Origin of the sequence: Thioalkalivibrio sp. ALE28, assembly GCF_000377425.1 — a bacterium.
GTDB lineage: Bacteria > Pseudomonadota > Gammaproteobacteria > Ectothiorhodospirales > Ectothiorhodospiraceae > Thioalkalivibrio.
Genome location: NZ_KB898102.1, coordinates 1 through 14474 on the forward strand (window position 1 = coordinate 1; position 14474 = coordinate 14474).

At 67.7% G+C, this 14474-nt stretch carries 11 protein-coding genes; all 11 read right to left on the reverse strand.

Annotated features, from left to right (window positions below):
• Positions 1 to 340: 340 nt before the first annotated feature.
• The 11 genes from D105_RS0110210 to smc all read right to left on the reverse strand — a co-directional run bounded on the left by D105_RS0110210 (position 341) and on the right by smc (position 14386).
• Positions 341 to 784: a transposase gene (locus D105_RS0110210; RefSeq protein ID WP_018878333.1), complete on the reverse strand. Its 444-nt coding sequence runs from the start codon at positions 782 to 784 to the stop codon at positions 341 to 343.
• A gap of 219 nt (positions 785 to 1003) precedes the next feature.
• A complete protein-coding gene (locus tag D105_RS0110215; RefSeq protein WP_018878334.1) occupies positions 1004 to 1384 on the reverse strand; it encodes a PIN domain-containing protein in 381 nt (126 codons plus the stop codon).
• Positions 1381 to 1644, reverse strand: coding sequence for an AbrB/MazE/SpoVT family DNA-binding domain-containing protein (locus tag D105_RS14765; RefSeq protein ID WP_081619300.1), 264 nt, complete (start codon positions 1642 to 1644; stop codon positions 1381 to 1383). The genes D105_RS0110215 and D105_RS14765 overlap by 4 nt, the downstream gene beginning before the upstream one ends.
• 226 nt (positions 1645 to 1870) lie before the next feature.
• The gene (locus D105_RS0110225) at positions 1871 to 3037 is read right to left on the reverse strand and encodes a nucleotide sugar dehydrogenase (RefSeq protein ID WP_018878336.1); all 1167 of its coding nucleotides are present in this window, start codon (positions 3035 to 3037) and stop codon (positions 1871 to 1873) included.
• Between the two features lie 232 nt (positions 3038 to 3269).
• Positions 3270 to 5171, reverse strand: coding sequence for a nucleoside-diphosphate sugar epimerase/dehydratase (locus D105_RS0110230; RefSeq protein WP_018878337.1), 1902 nt, complete (start codon positions 5169 to 5171; stop codon positions 3270 to 3272).
• Positions 5172 to 5562: 391 nt separating this feature from the next.
• On the reverse strand, positions 5563 to 6018 hold the full coding sequence (locus tag D105_RS0110235; protein WP_018878338.1) for a transposase: 456 nt from the start codon (positions 6016 to 6018) through the stop codon (positions 5563 to 5565).
• 154 nt (positions 6019 to 6172) lie between these two features.
• A complete protein-coding gene (locus D105_RS14770) occupies positions 6173 to 6307 on the reverse strand; it encodes a HepT-like ribonuclease domain-containing protein (protein ID WP_018878339.1) in 135 nt (44 codons plus the stop codon).
• Between the two features lie 535 nt (positions 6308 to 6842).
• Complete coding sequence (locus D105_RS0110245) at positions 6843 to 7229, reverse strand: nucleotidyltransferase family protein (RefSeq protein WP_018878340.1); 387 nt, start codon at positions 7227 to 7229, stop codon at positions 6843 to 6845.
• Positions 7230 to 7459: 230 nt separating this feature from the next.
• Positions 7460 to 9550 carry an NAD-dependent DNA ligase LigA gene (gene ligA / locus D105_RS0110250; RefSeq protein WP_018878341.1) on the reverse strand — a complete coding sequence of 697 codons (2091 nt, stop codon included), beginning with the start codon at positions 9548 to 9550 and terminating at the stop codon, positions 7460 to 7462.
• Positions 9547 to 10764 carry a cell division protein ZipA gene (zipA, locus tag D105_RS0110255; RefSeq protein WP_018878342.1) on the reverse strand — a complete coding sequence of 406 codons (1218 nt, stop codon included), beginning with the start codon at positions 10762 to 10764 and terminating at the stop codon, positions 9547 to 9549. Before zipA ends, ligA begins: the two co-directional genes overlap by 4 nt.
• A gap of 127 nt (positions 10765 to 10891) precedes the next feature.
• Positions 10892 to 14386, reverse strand: coding sequence for a chromosome segregation protein SMC (smc, locus tag D105_RS0110260; protein ID WP_018878343.1), 3495 nt, complete (start codon positions 14384 to 14386; stop codon positions 10892 to 10894).
• Between the last annotated feature and the right edge of the window lie 88 nt (positions 14387 to 14474).

Below are 14474 nucleotides of genomic sequence, written 5' to 3' on the forward strand. Positions count from 1 at the left end.
CACGGCTGTGCGGTTTCACCGTCAATACTGATCCACAACTCGGCCTTGCCGACATCGACCCCGATCCGATGCGTTGCCATCATCACACCTCCCGAGCTAGCTTGGAGTGGTCTGTCGGGGCCTCACCGAACGCTGGCTTGCCATCTATCGTCGGTCCCGAGCCGATCGATTCCTTATCGGCGTTTAAGGTGAGGGGTGGGACGAACTCTCCTACCGTCTGTGCCACAGGCCAGATGCCAGCTTCGTCCCTCCACCCCGACAGACCCTTTCTAGGCCTGCCACGGGTAAACATACAAGGCCAGCCCCCTGGCCGATGGGGGATTCGGCGCAACCCCACCGTTCAAAGCCAGATCGCATCCCAGTGAGGATAGTCACCCAGGTTGCGCACCAGACCGGCACGCAGGGGATTGGCAGCGATATAGCGGGCCAGCGACGTCAGATCTTCTTCGCGGCGTACCGCGTGATCGTGGAACCCGGGTTGCCAGAGCGCTCGCCCGAGCCTGCGGGCGGAGACCGCCTTGACCGACCGCACGACGGTGGACAGGGGAATGCTGTCGCCGAGGGCCATCAGCCAGTGCAGATGATCCGGCATCACCACATAGGCCAGCGTGTCCGCATGCCCGAGTGCTTGCGCGTGGCGAAGCGTAGCGACCAGTGCACGGGCAGCGGCGAAGTCGCGGAACACCGGCGTGCGATCCCGCGTGACGGTGGTGATGTGGTAGACGCGCCCGGGCTCGGAATAGCGGCCGCGGCGCAGGGCCTGAGCGTGAGGTTTGCCGTCCATGGCATCGCTCCCGTTGTCGGATTGGTGTGTCCGCCGAGGGGCGGATGGGTGTCGTCTGGTCTTCTTCGACTGGCCATAAACCAGATTCTGGCCGTTGGGGCTTTGTTCGGCTCCCTATCGCGCAGAGGGTTGCGCTCTTGTAGGAGGCCAGCCCTCTGGCCGATCGGGTGTTGGACAGGCCCCATCGGCCAGGGGGCTGGCCTCCTACAGGTGCAGGGGTTAGCGCACGGGGTGGATCTCGATGTCCAGGTCGAGATGGGTCCACGCCCGGTCGGCGGTCAGCACCGGGAGGGCCTTGTCCCTGGCCAGCGCCAGGCAGGCTCGGTCGGCCATTGACAGGCCATGCCGGCGCGAGGACTCCCACAGCTGTGCGGCGAGATCCGCCTGTTGTGCCGTGAACGGCTCGAACAAGAGCCCGACGTCGATAAACTCCTGCTGCATGCCTTGGACGTCGACCTTGCGCTGCAGGGATTTTTGCAGCACCTCGGACCAGTTCACGGTGGACACGCAGCCACCATCAAGGGCGCGGGCCACCCTGTCCCCGCCCAGCTCGTCATGCAGGAAAGCCAACACAGCAGAGGCATCCAGCACGATGGTCATGATTCCCCATGCTCGTGTTTGGCTTCGGCCCGCCGATCACCGATGAGTTCATCCACAAGGCTCACGTCCTGCGGGATGTGCCTGAATCGCTCACGGAGCCGCCGCTCGACCAGCTCGCGCCGTTCCAGCACCAGGCTTTCCCCGACCAGTCGGGCGACCAGCCGATCGCCAGGGCGCAGCTTCAAGGTATTGCGCAGGGCGGCCGGGATCACGACTCGGCCTTGTGCGCCGACCTGCACCTCATTTTCTTTTTGTGCCACTGGTTTCTCCTTCTGCCACGCTTGACTCCAATATGGCACACACAGGCGAAACGAGCCATGCTGGTACCGGGCGACTCGGAACCCGCCGGGACTTCCTGGCGCTTGAGACCCTGGCGTTGAGAGTAGCCCATTACTGTAGGAGGCCAGCCCTCTGGCCGATGGGCCTGTCCAACATCCGATCGGCCAGGGGGCTGGCCTCCTACAGGGGTGGGGGCGTCGAAACCGATCAGTCGCTGTTGAACAGGTCGCGGGTGTAGATCTTGTCGGTCTGGTCGCGGATGTCGTCGGTGATGCGGTTGGCGACGATGATGTCGGCGATGCGCTTGAACTCGTCGAGGTCGCGGATGACGCGGGAGCGATAGAAGTCGTCTTCGGGAAGCTCCGGTTCGTAGACGACGACTTCGATGCCCTTGGCCTTGATGCGCTTCATCACGCCCTGGATGGCGGAGGCGCGAAAGTTGTCAGAGCCGCTCTTCATCACCAGCCGGTAGATGCCGACCACCTGCGGATTGCGCCGAATGACCGCGTCGGCGACGAAGTCCTTGCGCGTGCGGTTGGCGTCGACGATCGCGCCGATGATGTTGTTGGGGATCTCGTCGTAGTTCGCCAGGAGCTGCTTGGTGTCCTTCGGCAGGCAGTAGCCGCCGTAGCCGAAGGACGGGTTGTTGTAGTGGCTACCGATACGAGGGTCCAGGCAGACGCCGTCTATGATCTGGCGGGTGTCCAGTCCGTGAGTCTCGGCGTAGCTGTCCAGCTCGTTGAAATACGCCACACGCATGGCCAGGTAGGTGTTGGCAAACAGCTTGATCGCCTCGGCCTCGGTGGAGTTGGTGAAGAGGATCGGGATGTCCGCGTCCACCGCGCCTTCCGCCAACAGACCCGCGAAGGTCTCGGCGCGGTCGGACTGCTCGCCCACGATGATCCGCGACGGGTGCAGGTTGTCGTATAACGCCCGGCCCTCGCGCAGAAACTCCGGCGAGAACAGAATGTTATCGGTCTCCATCTGCGCGCGGATCTCGCGCGTGTAACCGACCGGCACGGTGGACTTGATGACCATCGTGGCGTGCGGGTTGATCGCCAGCACGTCTCGGATGACGGATTCGACGGTGCTGGTATTGAAGTAGTTGGTCTGCGGGTCGTAGTCCGTAGGCGTGGCGATGATGATGAAGTCCGCGCCTTCGTAGGCCGCCTGCTTGTCGAGCGTCGCCTTGAGGTTCAGCTCGCGATTCTCGAGGAAATCCTGGATCTCGGCATCGATGATCGGGGACTGCCGGCGGTTGATCTGCTCGACCTTCTCCGGCACCACATCCAGCGCGACCACCTCGTGGTGCTGCGCGAGCAGGACGGCGTTGGAAAGCCCGACATAGCCGGTTCCGGCGACTGCGATTTTCATCCCTTGCTTCCTTTCAGTCTGGATCTTTGTGTCTGCGTTTGCGGTTGCCCCGAACCCGTAGGAGCCGCCTTGGCGGCGAAGCCCCTGCCAGGGTCCGGCTTTGGCAGGGGCTTCGCCTGCGAGCAGCCTCCTACGGGGGGCTGGCCCACCGCACGCGATTATTCAGGGCCCGAGGATACTGAGGCGCCATGAACAATGATGCGATCGGAGGCACGAAAGGCTAACGCTGCCCTTACCCCGCGAACCGTTCTTGCGGCGGGTGGTCGGCTGGGGCGTATTCGTGCACCACTGCGCGGATCGTGTGGCAGGCGCGCTCGGTATCCATCTCGCGGTCGGCCTGGTCCAGCTGGGTCAGGGCCGCCTGCAGGTCCTGTGGCGCGACGCAGTCCTCGCGGGCGCGCATGATCCGGGCATGCGCGGTGGGCTCGACGTTGTCGCCGATCAGCAGTTCCTCGTAGAGCTTCTCGCCCGGGCGCAGGCCGGTGAAGACGATCTCGACCCCGTCCTCGGGCATGCCGCCTTCCTTCACCTGGCGCCCGTGCAGGCGGATCATGCGCCGGGCGAGGTCGATGATCCTGACCGGCTCGCCCATGTCCAGCACATAGACCTCGCCACCTTCCGCCATGGCACCGGCCTGGATGACCAGCTCGGCCGCCTCGGGGATGGACATGAAGTAGCGCGTGATCTCCGGGTGGGTCACCGTGACCGGCCCGCCGTCACGGATCTGCTGGTGGAACAGCGGCACCACGGAGCCGGAGGACCCGAGCACGTTGCCGAAACGCACCATGCTGAAGATCGTACCCCGCCGCTCGCGGGCTCGATCCTGCAGGACCATCTCCGCCAGACGCTTGGTGGCCCCCATCACGTTGGTGGGCCGCACGGCCTTGTCGGTGGAGATCAGGATGAAGCGTTCCACTCCCGCGTTCAGCGCGGCTTCCGCCAGAACGGCGGTGCCAAAGACGTTGTTGCGCACGCCCTCGATCAGGTTGGACTCGACGATCGGCACGTGCTTGTAGGCCGCCGCGTGATAGAGCGTCTGCACGCCGTACTCTTCCAGCACCGCGGCCACGCGCCGCGCATTGGCGACAGAGCCCAAGACGGCGTGGATCGCCGGGTACTGCTCCAGCTGTGCCGCAACCTCCTGCATCTCGCGCTCGATGCTGTAGAGCGCGAACTCGTTGCGCTCGAACAGGATCAGCGCGGCCGGCTCCAGGCGGATAATGCGCCGACAAAGCTCCGACCCGATGGAACCGCCCGCCCCGGTCACCATCACCACCCGGCCGCGCACGCTGCGGGTGAGCAGCTCCGGGTCCGGCGGAACCGGATCCCGGCCCAGCAGATCGGCGATGTCGACGTCCTCCAGCTGCTCGAGGCTCGCGTGTCCGGAGACCACTGCCTCCATCGACGGCACGGTCTGCACGTACACCGGCAGCGGTTCCAGCTGCTCGAGGATGCGGCGGCGCTCCTGGCGCGTCGCGGACGGGATGGCCAGTAGCACCCGACCGACCCGGAAGCGATTGACCAGACGCGCGAGGTGAGCCGGCTTGTGGACCGGAATCCCGTCGATCGAGCTGCCCTGCAGGCTGCGGTCCTCGTCCACGAACGCGACCACGCGGAAGCGCCCCCCGGCCTTGAGCCCGGACAGCAACTGCACACCGGCCTCGCCAGCCCCGAACACGACAACCGGTTCGGCACCCGCCGATGCCTCGATGATGGAGCGATACCAGGTCCGCACCAGGAACCGGCTGCCCCCGACGTATAGGAAGGCCACGATCGCGAAGTTGATCGGCACCGAGCGCGGGAAGCTGTCTATACGACCGATCGCCGCCGCAGCCCACAACACGAGCGCGAGCACGGCAACGCCGGCTCCCACCGCCCAGATCGTCCGCGACCCCATAAAGCGGATCACGGCCCGGTAAAGGCCCAATTTTGCGAATACCGGGATGCCCACCAGCACCACCAGCGGGAACAGCCACCAGGTCTCCAGCATGATCGGCGGGAACGGCTCCGCCAGGCGGATGGCGAAGCCGGACCACAGCGCCAGCGGCAGCATCACGACATCCGCCAGCACCATGAGCCAGCGCTTCCGCGAGCGCGGCAGATTGAGCAGCCTTTCCAGGCTCCGGCTCAGCATGAGCTGCAACACCCTTTACGCATTGGCCGCCCGACTCCGATGTCCACCAAAACCACCCGGATACAGTACATCAAGCGCACATCCAGAGGGCCACCGCGATCCGTCACGGCCCGCGGAGCATAAGCAAACCCTGATTAAAATGCACCCCGACTCCGTGATCCACATAATGGGAGCCTGCTTGCAGGCGAAGCCCCCGCCCGCGCTGGGAAACCAACCTCGGGCAGGAGCTTCGCTGCCAAGGCGGCCCATTCGGGGCTGCCCCAACGCGCGACCATCTTCCTGCTCTGGCAGGGGCTTCGCGGGCAAGCCCGCTCCCACAGCGGCACCTTGGGTTCTGTCCACCGTGGGAGCGGCCTTGGCCGCGAAGCCCTGCCACAATCGATTCAGCCCCTCACTCCAACCAGATCGCATCCCACAGGGGATAGTCACGGAGATTGCGCACCAGCCCAGCCCGAAGCGGGTTCGCCACAACATAACGCGCGACCGCCTGGAGATCCTCTTCCCGCCTCAAGGCGCGATCGTGGAACCCCGGCTGCCAAACCCGGCAAGGTCGGCCACGCAACTGACCGATTCGCCGAGTCGTGGAACCCTTCACCTTCTGTACGGTGCGGGACAATTCCCCATCGTCAAGTTGCATCAGCCAATGGACATGGTCGGGCATGACCACGAAGCAGAGTGTAGTCGCCGTCCCTTCCACCTCACGCAACGCCTGAACCACACAGCGACCGTGATCGAGCGCGCCAAACCAGGCATGCCGATCGGCGCAAACCGCCGTGACCAGGTAAATCCTTCCGTGCTCGCTAACCCGCCCAAGCCGCAGCCGGTGGGATCGTGCCTTCCGTGGCATTCGAGCCTCCCGAGATTGTTACCACTCCATAGTTCTGTGGGAGCGGGCTTGCCCGCGAAGCCCCTGCCCGGGTCCGACTTTGGCAGGGGCTTCGCGGCCAAGGCCGCTCCCACAGTGCACACCCACCAAACAAACCGTCTCGCCAGAGTTCGAGCTAGGTGCGTTGTTCAGCCCATTGAGCGAACTGGGTGTACACCTGAAGGGCTGGCGTGACCGCGCCGATGACCCGCTCCAGATCGATCGTGTCGTACAGGTGTGTAAGGACGTTGCGCATCGCGCAGGCGTCCATCAACTGCTCGGCCAGTGTCTCCTCGAGATCAAGACGATCGCGAAGGGTCTCGAAAACGTCGCGTTAGGGAAACACTGATCCATGTACACGCTCGCGCTCCAGTCGCTTTTGCGTGCGAACAAGGCGCGGTGACCGCCGTGCAGTCATTCTGCACAAGGGACCCGCAACGCCGTTCCCGCGCAAAAGCGGCCGAGCCCCTTCGGGGTTGGCACCCCAGGTTCCCCGATCCTGCGTTGCGGCCCTTGCCGGTAGAACCACTACCGGCTGCGCACCGCGCCTGGTCTCGGAAAACCTGGGGTGCCAACGCGAGCGTGTACATGGATCAGTGTTTCCCTGGGTCGCGGCGAGGCGATAGCCATCACGGCGCAACAGCTGCAGACCGATGTCGGCAGAAGACTCACACAGGAGTTGGAGCAGGCGCTCGATGGCATAGTGTTCGCGACGCTGCTGACGGAGTTCCAGGGCACTGTATTGCTCAAGGTCCGACAGGAACTGGCGCAACATCGACAACTTGCGCTGCATCACCTCGGAAGTATCAGGCGACATCCGAACCCTCTGACTGGTGGCGCTGGAACAGGACGGAATCGGCGTGCAGGAAAAACGCACGGTCCTGCTCCGCATGGAATCGCCCTTCACGCTCCTCGAACAGACATTCGCCATCGCGGAACACCTCGAAGCGGGTGACGGGCGACACACGATCCGAAAGGAGCAGAAGATCGACCGGGTCGGGCTCGAAGATTTCTTCCAGTTCCCGTTGCCACCGTCCCTGCGTCATCAGGTCCGGCATCGCCTGCGGTTCGACGGCCAGATCCACATCCCGCCCGTGCCCTTCCCGGGCTACGGACCCGAACAGGATCACCAGTCGCCAGTGGTGCCGGGCGGCGAGTTCATTGATGCGGCTGATCCGTTCCGGCTGAAGCATGGGAATCACGATTCGAGGCTAAGTCGTATCGTCAGAGTAGCAAACGCGCGGTCGCTTATCCTCGGCGTTGCCGTGATGAGCCTTGTGGGGGCAGTTTTTTCAGACCAGATCTGTGGCATCTATCCCGTGGGAGCGGCCTTGGCCGCGAAGCCCCTGCCCGGGTCCGACTTTGGCAGGGGCTTCGCGGCCAAGGCCGCTCCCACAAAAACATACCCACCAAGGCACCATGATCAGGCGAGGAGCTGGGCGAGGTCGTCGGGGCCGAGGATGGGGATGTCGAGGGATTCGGCTTTGGTGACCTTGGAGCCGGGGTCGGCGCCGGCGATGACGGCGGTGGTCTTTTTCGAGACGGAGCCGGTGATCTTGGCGCCGCGGGCCTCGAGGGCGGCCTTGGCTTCGTCGCGGGTCATGTTGTCGAAGCTGCCGGTGAGGACATAGGTGCAACCGGCCAGCGGGGCGGCCTCGCCCTCCTCCGCAGCCGCGGACCCGGGCGGGTCGGGCCAATTCACGCCGGCCTCGCGCAGGGCGCGGATCACCGCGAGGTTGTGGGGCTCGGCGAAGAAGTTGGCGATGTGCTCGGCGACGATGGGGCCGACGTCGGGGACCTCCTGCAGGGCCTCGGCATCGGCCTGCATCAGTGCGTCCAGGTCGCCGTAGTATGTGGCCAGGTTGCGGGCAGTGACCTCGCCCACCTCGCGGATGCCGAGGGCGAAGATGAACCGCGCCAGGGTCGTCTCGCGCGCCTGTTCCAGGGCGTGGACGAGGTTGGCCGCGAGTTTCGGGCCGACGCGTTCCAGCGCCTCCAGGCGCTCGGCGTCCAGCGCGAACAGGTCGGCCGGGCTTTGCACGATGCCGCCATCGGCGAGCTGTTCGATGATCTTTTCGCCGAAGCCCTCGATGTCCATCGCGCGGCGCGAGACGAAATGCTTCAGCGCCTCGCGCCGCTGCGCGGGGCAGACCAGCCCGCCGGTGCAGCGGGCGACGGCCTCGCCCTCCGGGCGTTCGATATGCGAGTCGCACTCGGGGCAGCTCAAGGGCATCTCGATGGCGCGAGTGTCCGAGGGGCGTTCGCCGCCGGCGCGGCCGACCACCTCGGGGATCACGTCGCCCGCGCGGCGCACGATCACACGGTCGCCGATGCGCACGTCCTTGCGCGCGATCTCGTCCATGTTGTGCAGGGTAGCGTTGCTGACCATTACGCCGCCCACCAGCACCGGCTCCAGGCGCGCCACCGGCGTCAACGCGCCGGTGCGGCCGACGCGGAACTCGACATTGCGCAGGGTGGTGGTGCGTTCCTCGGCGGGGAACTTGTGGGCGATGGCCCAGCGCGGCGCCCGCGAGACGAAGCCCAGCGCCTGCTGGTCGGCCAGGCCATCCACCTTGTACACAATGCCGTCGATCTCGTAGTCCAGCCCCGCGCGCCGGGCGGCGAGCCGTTCGTAGTAGTCGAGACAGGCCTCCACACCCTCCAGCACCTCCCGCTCCGGGCAGGCCGGGAAGCCGAGCTCCCGCAGCCAGTCCAGCGTGCCGGACTGGGTGTCCGGCAGGGTCCCACCCTCCACGAAGCCCACGGAGTAGGCGAAGAAGCTGAGCGGGCGGCGAGCGGTCACCTGCGAGTCCAGCTGCCGCAGGCTCCCGGCGGCGGCGTTGCGCGGGTTCATGAAGCCACGCTGGCCGTCGGCCTCCAGTCCGGCGTTCAGGCGCTCGAAGTCGGCGCGACGCATGAAGACCTCGCCGCGCACCTCCAGCACACGCGGCGCTTCATCGGTAAAGCGGTCGCCCAGATGCAGCGGAATCGGGCGCACGGTGCGCACGTTGGCGGTCACGTCCTCGCCGGTCTCGCCGTCGCCGCGGGTGGCGGCCTGCACCAGGCGACCGTTCTCGTAGATCAGGCTGATGGCGAGCCCGTCCAGCTTGGGCTCGGCCATATAGGTCACGGCGGCCTCGAGGCGTGCGGGGTCGCCCGTCTGCTTCGCCAGGCGTTCGCGCACGCGGCGGTCGAAGTCGCGGATCTCGTCCGCCTCGAAGCCGTTGGCCAGCGACAGCATCGGCAGGCGGTGGCGCACCGTGGCAAAGCCCTCGGCCGGGGTGGCGCCGACGCGCCGGGTGGGCGAATCCGGGGTGACGAGCTCGGGATGCTCCGCCTCGAGTTGCTCCAGTTCGCGCATCAGCGTGTCGAACTCGGCGTCCGACACCTCCGGATCGTCGAGCACGTAGTAGCGGTAGTTGTGGTGCTCGATCTGCCGGCGCAGGGTGTCGATACGCGCCTGCGGGGTATCGGCCGCGCCGGCCTGCGAGGCCGGCGAACCCGACGCGTTCATCGCGTGCTGCGCCGGCGGAGCACGTCCGGGCGGTGGCGGCGCAACCAGTCGTTCAGGTCCTCGCGCATGTAGGCCAACGTCTGGTTGGTCGCGGTGGATTGCTGCGCATCGAGGATGCTGCCACCGAGATCGCGCGCCAGCACGTGGGCGTGCTCCAGCAGCGCCTCGAAGGCCCGCTGCGGCTCGGCGGCGCGATGTACCTGTGTGAACAGCGTGACGCCGGGCGTCATCATGTCGGCCAGGTCTTCCTCGCGCAGGGTACCGGGCGGGACCATGTTGGCCGCGGAGAACAGCGGGACACGATTATCCGTTTCCGGCTCGTGGAAGTGATAAATATCCATCTCGCCGGGGGTCATGCCGGCGCGCTGCATCGCCGCGCCCAGGGCCACGCCGGTAAAGGGCTTGTTGCGCGGGGCCACCACGTGCAGCAGCAGGATCTTCTCGTCCGTCGCGCGGCGCTCGGCCTTCGGGTTGCGACCAACAACACGCGGCTCCGAGACATACTCGCCCAGCGTCTCCATGTCCGGGGCCGGCTTCTCGACCAGATCCGGGTCTACCTCGTGATCCGGGTGCAGTTGCTCGCCGAGGGTGTCGTCGGCGCGCGGCGGCTTGAACCGCTCCGGGCGCACCCGGTCCAGGCCGGCACGCAGGCGGGCACCCACGTCGCCAAGCACCGCCCGCACGCGGTCCACCGAAGCGTTCGCCGAACCCTGGCGCCGCGCCCGAACCGGGCGATCCTCCGGTGACGGCTCGAAGGCGCCGTGCGGCGGGGGCGGTGTGGGCTCGTCATCGTTGTCCAGGACGCCGTAAATGTCCTGGGCGCGTTCGCCCCGGCGACCGTAGTCGGGCTCCAGATCCGGCTCGTCGTCGCTGGCGGTCACACCCAGATGCGGTTCGTGGCGTTCCTCGCGGGCCGCGGCGGGAATGCGCGGCTCGTCGAACCCGGGTTCACGCGCCCCGCCCGTGCCGGCACTGCGGCCGGTATCCAGCGGGTCGCCCCAGCCGGCCTCCGGCTCGGGGGAAGCATTGGGGTCCACCGGCTCGTACCAGCGCTTCTCGCCCGGCTGCTCGCTGGCGCGGATGTGCACGGCCTCGTCGCCCCAGTCCGCGGCATCGTCCTCCATGTCGCGCGAAACCGAACGCGTGCGCAGGCGATGGGCGAGCCAGATCCCCGCGATCAGGACAATCCCCAGTATGACCAGACTGATGCGCATCCAATCCACGCGGTACCTCGTTTAATTGCGGTTTTGTGCCGTGGTTTTGCCGGGCGCCGGGGGTCCGATGGAACCCGTTGTGCCATCCCCTGGAGATTTGGAGCCTCGCAATGACGGGGGGCTTGGCTCAGGCCTCCGCCAGCTCCACGGCCTCGTCGATATCGACGCTGACCAGGCGCGACACGCCCGGCTCGTGCATGGTAACGCCAATCAGCTGCTCGGCCATGGCCATGGTGGCCTTGTTGTGCGTGATGAAGATGAACTGGATCTGCTCCGACATCTCGCGCAGCAGATCACAGAACCGACCGACGTTGGCCTCGTCCAGCGGGGCGTCCACCTCGTCCAGCATGCAGAAGGGCGCCGGATTCAGCTCGAAAATCGCGAACACCAATGCCGAAGCCGTGAGCGCCTTCTCACCTCCGGACATCAGATGGATAGTGGACAGCCGCTTGCCGGGCGGGCGCGCCATGATGGTCACGCCGGTATCCAGCAGGTCGTCCCCGGTCATCTCCAGGCGCGCCTCGCCGCCCCCGAACAGGCGCTGGAACTTGTGCCCCAACCCGGCATTCACCTGGTCGAAGGTCTGCTTGAACAGCGCGCGCGTCTCGCGGTCGATGCGGTGCATCGCCGCCTCCAGGGTCTCCAGTGCCTCGATCAGGTCGGCGTGCTGTTCTTCCAGGTAGCGCGAGCGTTCCTCCAGGCTGCGTGCCTCGTCGATGGCCGCGAGGTTGATTGGCCCCAGCTTTTCGATCTTGCGGTCCAGTTCGCCGATCGCCTGCTCCCAGGCCGGGACGGTGGCGTCCTCCGGTAGCTCGGGCGCAAGGGCCTCGGCGGCAAAGCCGGATTCCTGGAACTGGGTCTTCAGTTGTTCGATCTGCACCGAGCGCTCGCGCAGGTCCAGGCGCAGCTCCTCGCAGGTCGAGCGCTGCGCCTCCACGCGATTGCCGAGCTCGGTGCTGGCACCGGCCAGTTCGCGCAGCCGCGCATCGCAGGCCTCCAGGTCGGCGCGCGCCCGGGTCAGGCGTGCCTCGGCCTCCTGGCGCTGCTCCGCGGCGGTCTGCAGATCCGCGCGCCACTGCTCCAGCGGATCCTGGCGCTCGTGCAGCCCCTGTGCGAGGCGCTCGCGGCGCTGGGCATCGTCTTCGCGCTGGCGCTCCAGGCGTTCGCGCTCGTTGTGTTCGCGCTCCAGGCGGTGGCGCGCCTCCTGTTCGGCCATGCGCGCCTGGTTCGACGCGTCGCGCGCCGCGCGCAGCGCATCCCGGGCCTCGGCCTGTGCGGCACGGGCCGCCTCGACGCGTGCCTCCAGCGCCGCGCGGTCGGCCTCCAGGGTCTCGATGCGCGCCAGCGCCTCGTTGCGCTCGGCTTCCGCGGTCGCGAACTGCTCGCGGGCACGCGCGGCCTCCTCGTCCAGCTCGCCGGCCTCGCGGTCGATGCGTTCCTGCTGCTGCTCGAGCTGCCGAGCCTGGTCACGCAGGCGCTGGACGCGGCGCTCGCGGTCGTCGATCTGGGCCTGCTGCTCGCGGATCTGGCCGTCCAGCGCCTCGCGCCGGGCGCGGGTGGCCGCGAGGGTCTCGTTGCGCTCTTCCAGCGCGGCCTGCAGGCGGTTCATATCTGTCGCGAGCTCCTCCTGACGCTCCTGCAGCTCGCGCGCCAGACGCACCCGCGCGACCGCGCCGCTGGCCCCGCCCTCCAGCGTGCGATGCGCGACCCAGCCCGGGCCCAGCCAGGTGCCATCCGGGGTGATCACGCTCTCGCCCGGACCCAGCGTCGCCACCCGGGCGCGGGCGGTTGCGAGATCGTCCGCGCACTGCACCGTGGCGAGCCAGGCGGTGACTACCGGCGAGCCCTGCACGCGAGCGGCCAGGCTGCCGGCCGGCGCCTGCGCGCCCTGCGGCACGTCGCTATCGACCAGGCGCAGCATGGCGTCGGGCAGATCCGGCGCGGCCTCGGCCGTGTCGGTCACGGCGGCCTCCAGCCAGGCCCCCAGGACCATCTCCACGGCGGTGTCCCAGCCCTCGGCGACCTCCAGCTGCCGCACCAGCGGCCGCGACAGATCCAGCCCGTGTTCGCGCGCCCAGGCGTCGCGCCGGGCGCGGGTCTCCTGCGGGTCGTCCTCGCCGGCGAAGTGCTCCAGCCCCGCCAGACGCCCGGCGACCTCGCGCGCCTCGCGTTCGGTGGCGTGCAGGCGGTCCTGCTCCTCGCGCTGGGCCTGTTCCAGTTCGGTCAGCGCACTCTGCTGCTGTTCCCGATTGCCCTGCAGGGCCTGCAGCCGCTCGCGCAGGCCGGCCAGTTCCGTATCCAGGCGGTCCGCCTCGGTACCCGGGTGGGTCTGCGGCAGGGCCGCGCGCTCGGCCTCGAGGCGCTCGCGGCGCTGGGCGACGCGCTTGAGCAGGTGCTCGGCGTTGTCCATGCGCGAACGCGCGAGCTGCGCGTTCTGGCGCGGCTCCGCCAGCGAGCGTTCCCATTCGGTGAGGGCCTCGCGCGCGGCCTGGTATTCGGTCTCGGCCTCTTCCGCGGCCGCCTCCAGACGCTCGCGCTCGGCCTCGGCGCTGGCGGTAGCCGCCTGGCGCTGCGCGCGCTCCTGCTCGGCCTGAGCGATGCGCGCCTCCACCGCCTGATGCTCGCCGGCGGCGGCCTCGATGCGGCTGTCCAGCTGGCGCAGCTCGGCGTGTTCGCGCGCCAGTTCGTCCTCGGCATGGCGAATGGACTGCTCCAGCCGCGAGACCTCGGCGGCGCGATCGTAGTAGGCACTCTGCGCCTGGGTGGTGGCGGCCTCCAGCTCGAGGCGCTCCTGACGCGCCTGTTCGGTGCCGGTCTGCGCCTTCTGGGCCTCGGCCTGCGCCTGGGCCAGCGCGGTCTCCGCATCGTTGAGCCGGGTGCGGCTGGCCTCCATCTCGTGTTCCTGTGCCTGCAGGCGCAGGAGGATGGCCTCGGCGCGCTTTTGCCGGCGTTCGGCCGCCAGGGCCTGGTAGCGCTCGGCGGTGGCGGCCTGGCGGTTCAGGCGCTCGGCCTGCTTGGCCACCTCGTCGCGCACGTCGTCCAGGCGCTCGAGGTTCTCGCGGGTGTGGCGTACGCGGTTCTCGGTCTCGCGCCGGCGCTCCTTGTACTTGGAGATGCCGGCCGCCTCCTCCAGGTACACGCGCAGCTCCTCCGGCCGCGCCTCGATCAGGCGCGCGATCATGCCCTGCTCGATGATGGCGTAGCTGCGCGGCCCCAGGCCCGTGCCGAGGAACAGGTCCACCACGTCGCGCTTGCGCGCACGCTGGCCGTTGAGGAAGTACTTGGACTGGCCGTCGCGGGTCAGCGCGCGTTTGACGGCGATCTCGCCATAGCCGCTGTACTCGCCGCCCAGGCGGCCGTCGGAGTTGTCGAAGACGAGCTCGATGGAGGCCTGCCCCACCGGCTTGCGGCTGGAGGAGCCGTTGAAGATCACGTCCTCGCTGGAGTCCCCGCGCAGGTGCTTGGCCGAGGACTCGCCCATCACCCAGCGCACGGCGTCGATGGTGTTGGACTTGCCACAGCCGTTCGGCCCGACCACGCCCACCCGATTACCGGGCAGGACGAGGGTGGTCGGGTCCACGAACGACTTGAAGCCGGCCAGCTTGATTCGGGCGAGTCGCACGTTCGGCGCTATCCGCGGTCAGGGAACTCGGGGTTAGAATGGTACACGCTTACACCCTCAGAGTGACCCGCCCCCGAACACCTGGCAC

Bases quoted from the DNA above. Each gene is read 5' to 3' on its own strand.
- D105_RS0110210 (WP_018878333.1), bottom strand. From the start codon at position 784: ATGGACGGCAAACCTCACGCTCAGGCCCTGCGCCGCGGCCGCTATTCC.
- D105_RS0110215 (WP_018878334.1), bottom strand. From the start codon at position 1,384: ATGACCATCGTGCTGGATGCCTCTGCTGTGTTGGCTTTCCTGCATGAC.
- D105_RS0110225 (WP_018878336.1), bottom strand. From the start codon at position 3,037: ATGAAAATCGCAGTCGCCGGAACCGGCTATGTCGGGCTTTCCAACGCC.
- D105_RS0110230 (WP_018878337.1), bottom strand. From the start codon at position 5,171: ATGCTGAGCCGGAGCCTGGAAAGGCTGCTCAATCTGCCGCGCTCGCGG.
- D105_RS0110235 (WP_018878338.1), bottom strand. From the start codon at position 6,018: ATGCCACGGAAGGCACGATCCCACCGGCTGCGGCTTGGGCGGGTTAGC.
- D105_RS14770 (WP_018878339.1), bottom strand. From the start codon at position 6,307: ATGGACGCCTGCGCGATGCGCAACGTCCTTACACACCTGTACGACACG.
- D105_RS0110245 (WP_018878340.1), bottom strand. From the start codon at position 7,229: ATGCTTCAGCCGGAACGGATCAGCCGCATCAATGAACTCGCCGCCCGG.
- ligA (WP_018878341.1), bottom strand. From the start codon at position 9,550: ATGAACGCGTCGGGTTCGCCGGCCTCGCAGGCCGGCGCGGCCGATACC.
- zipA (WP_018878342.1), bottom strand. From the start codon at position 10,764: ATGCGCATCAGTCTGGTCATACTGGGGATTGTCCTGATCGCGGGGATC.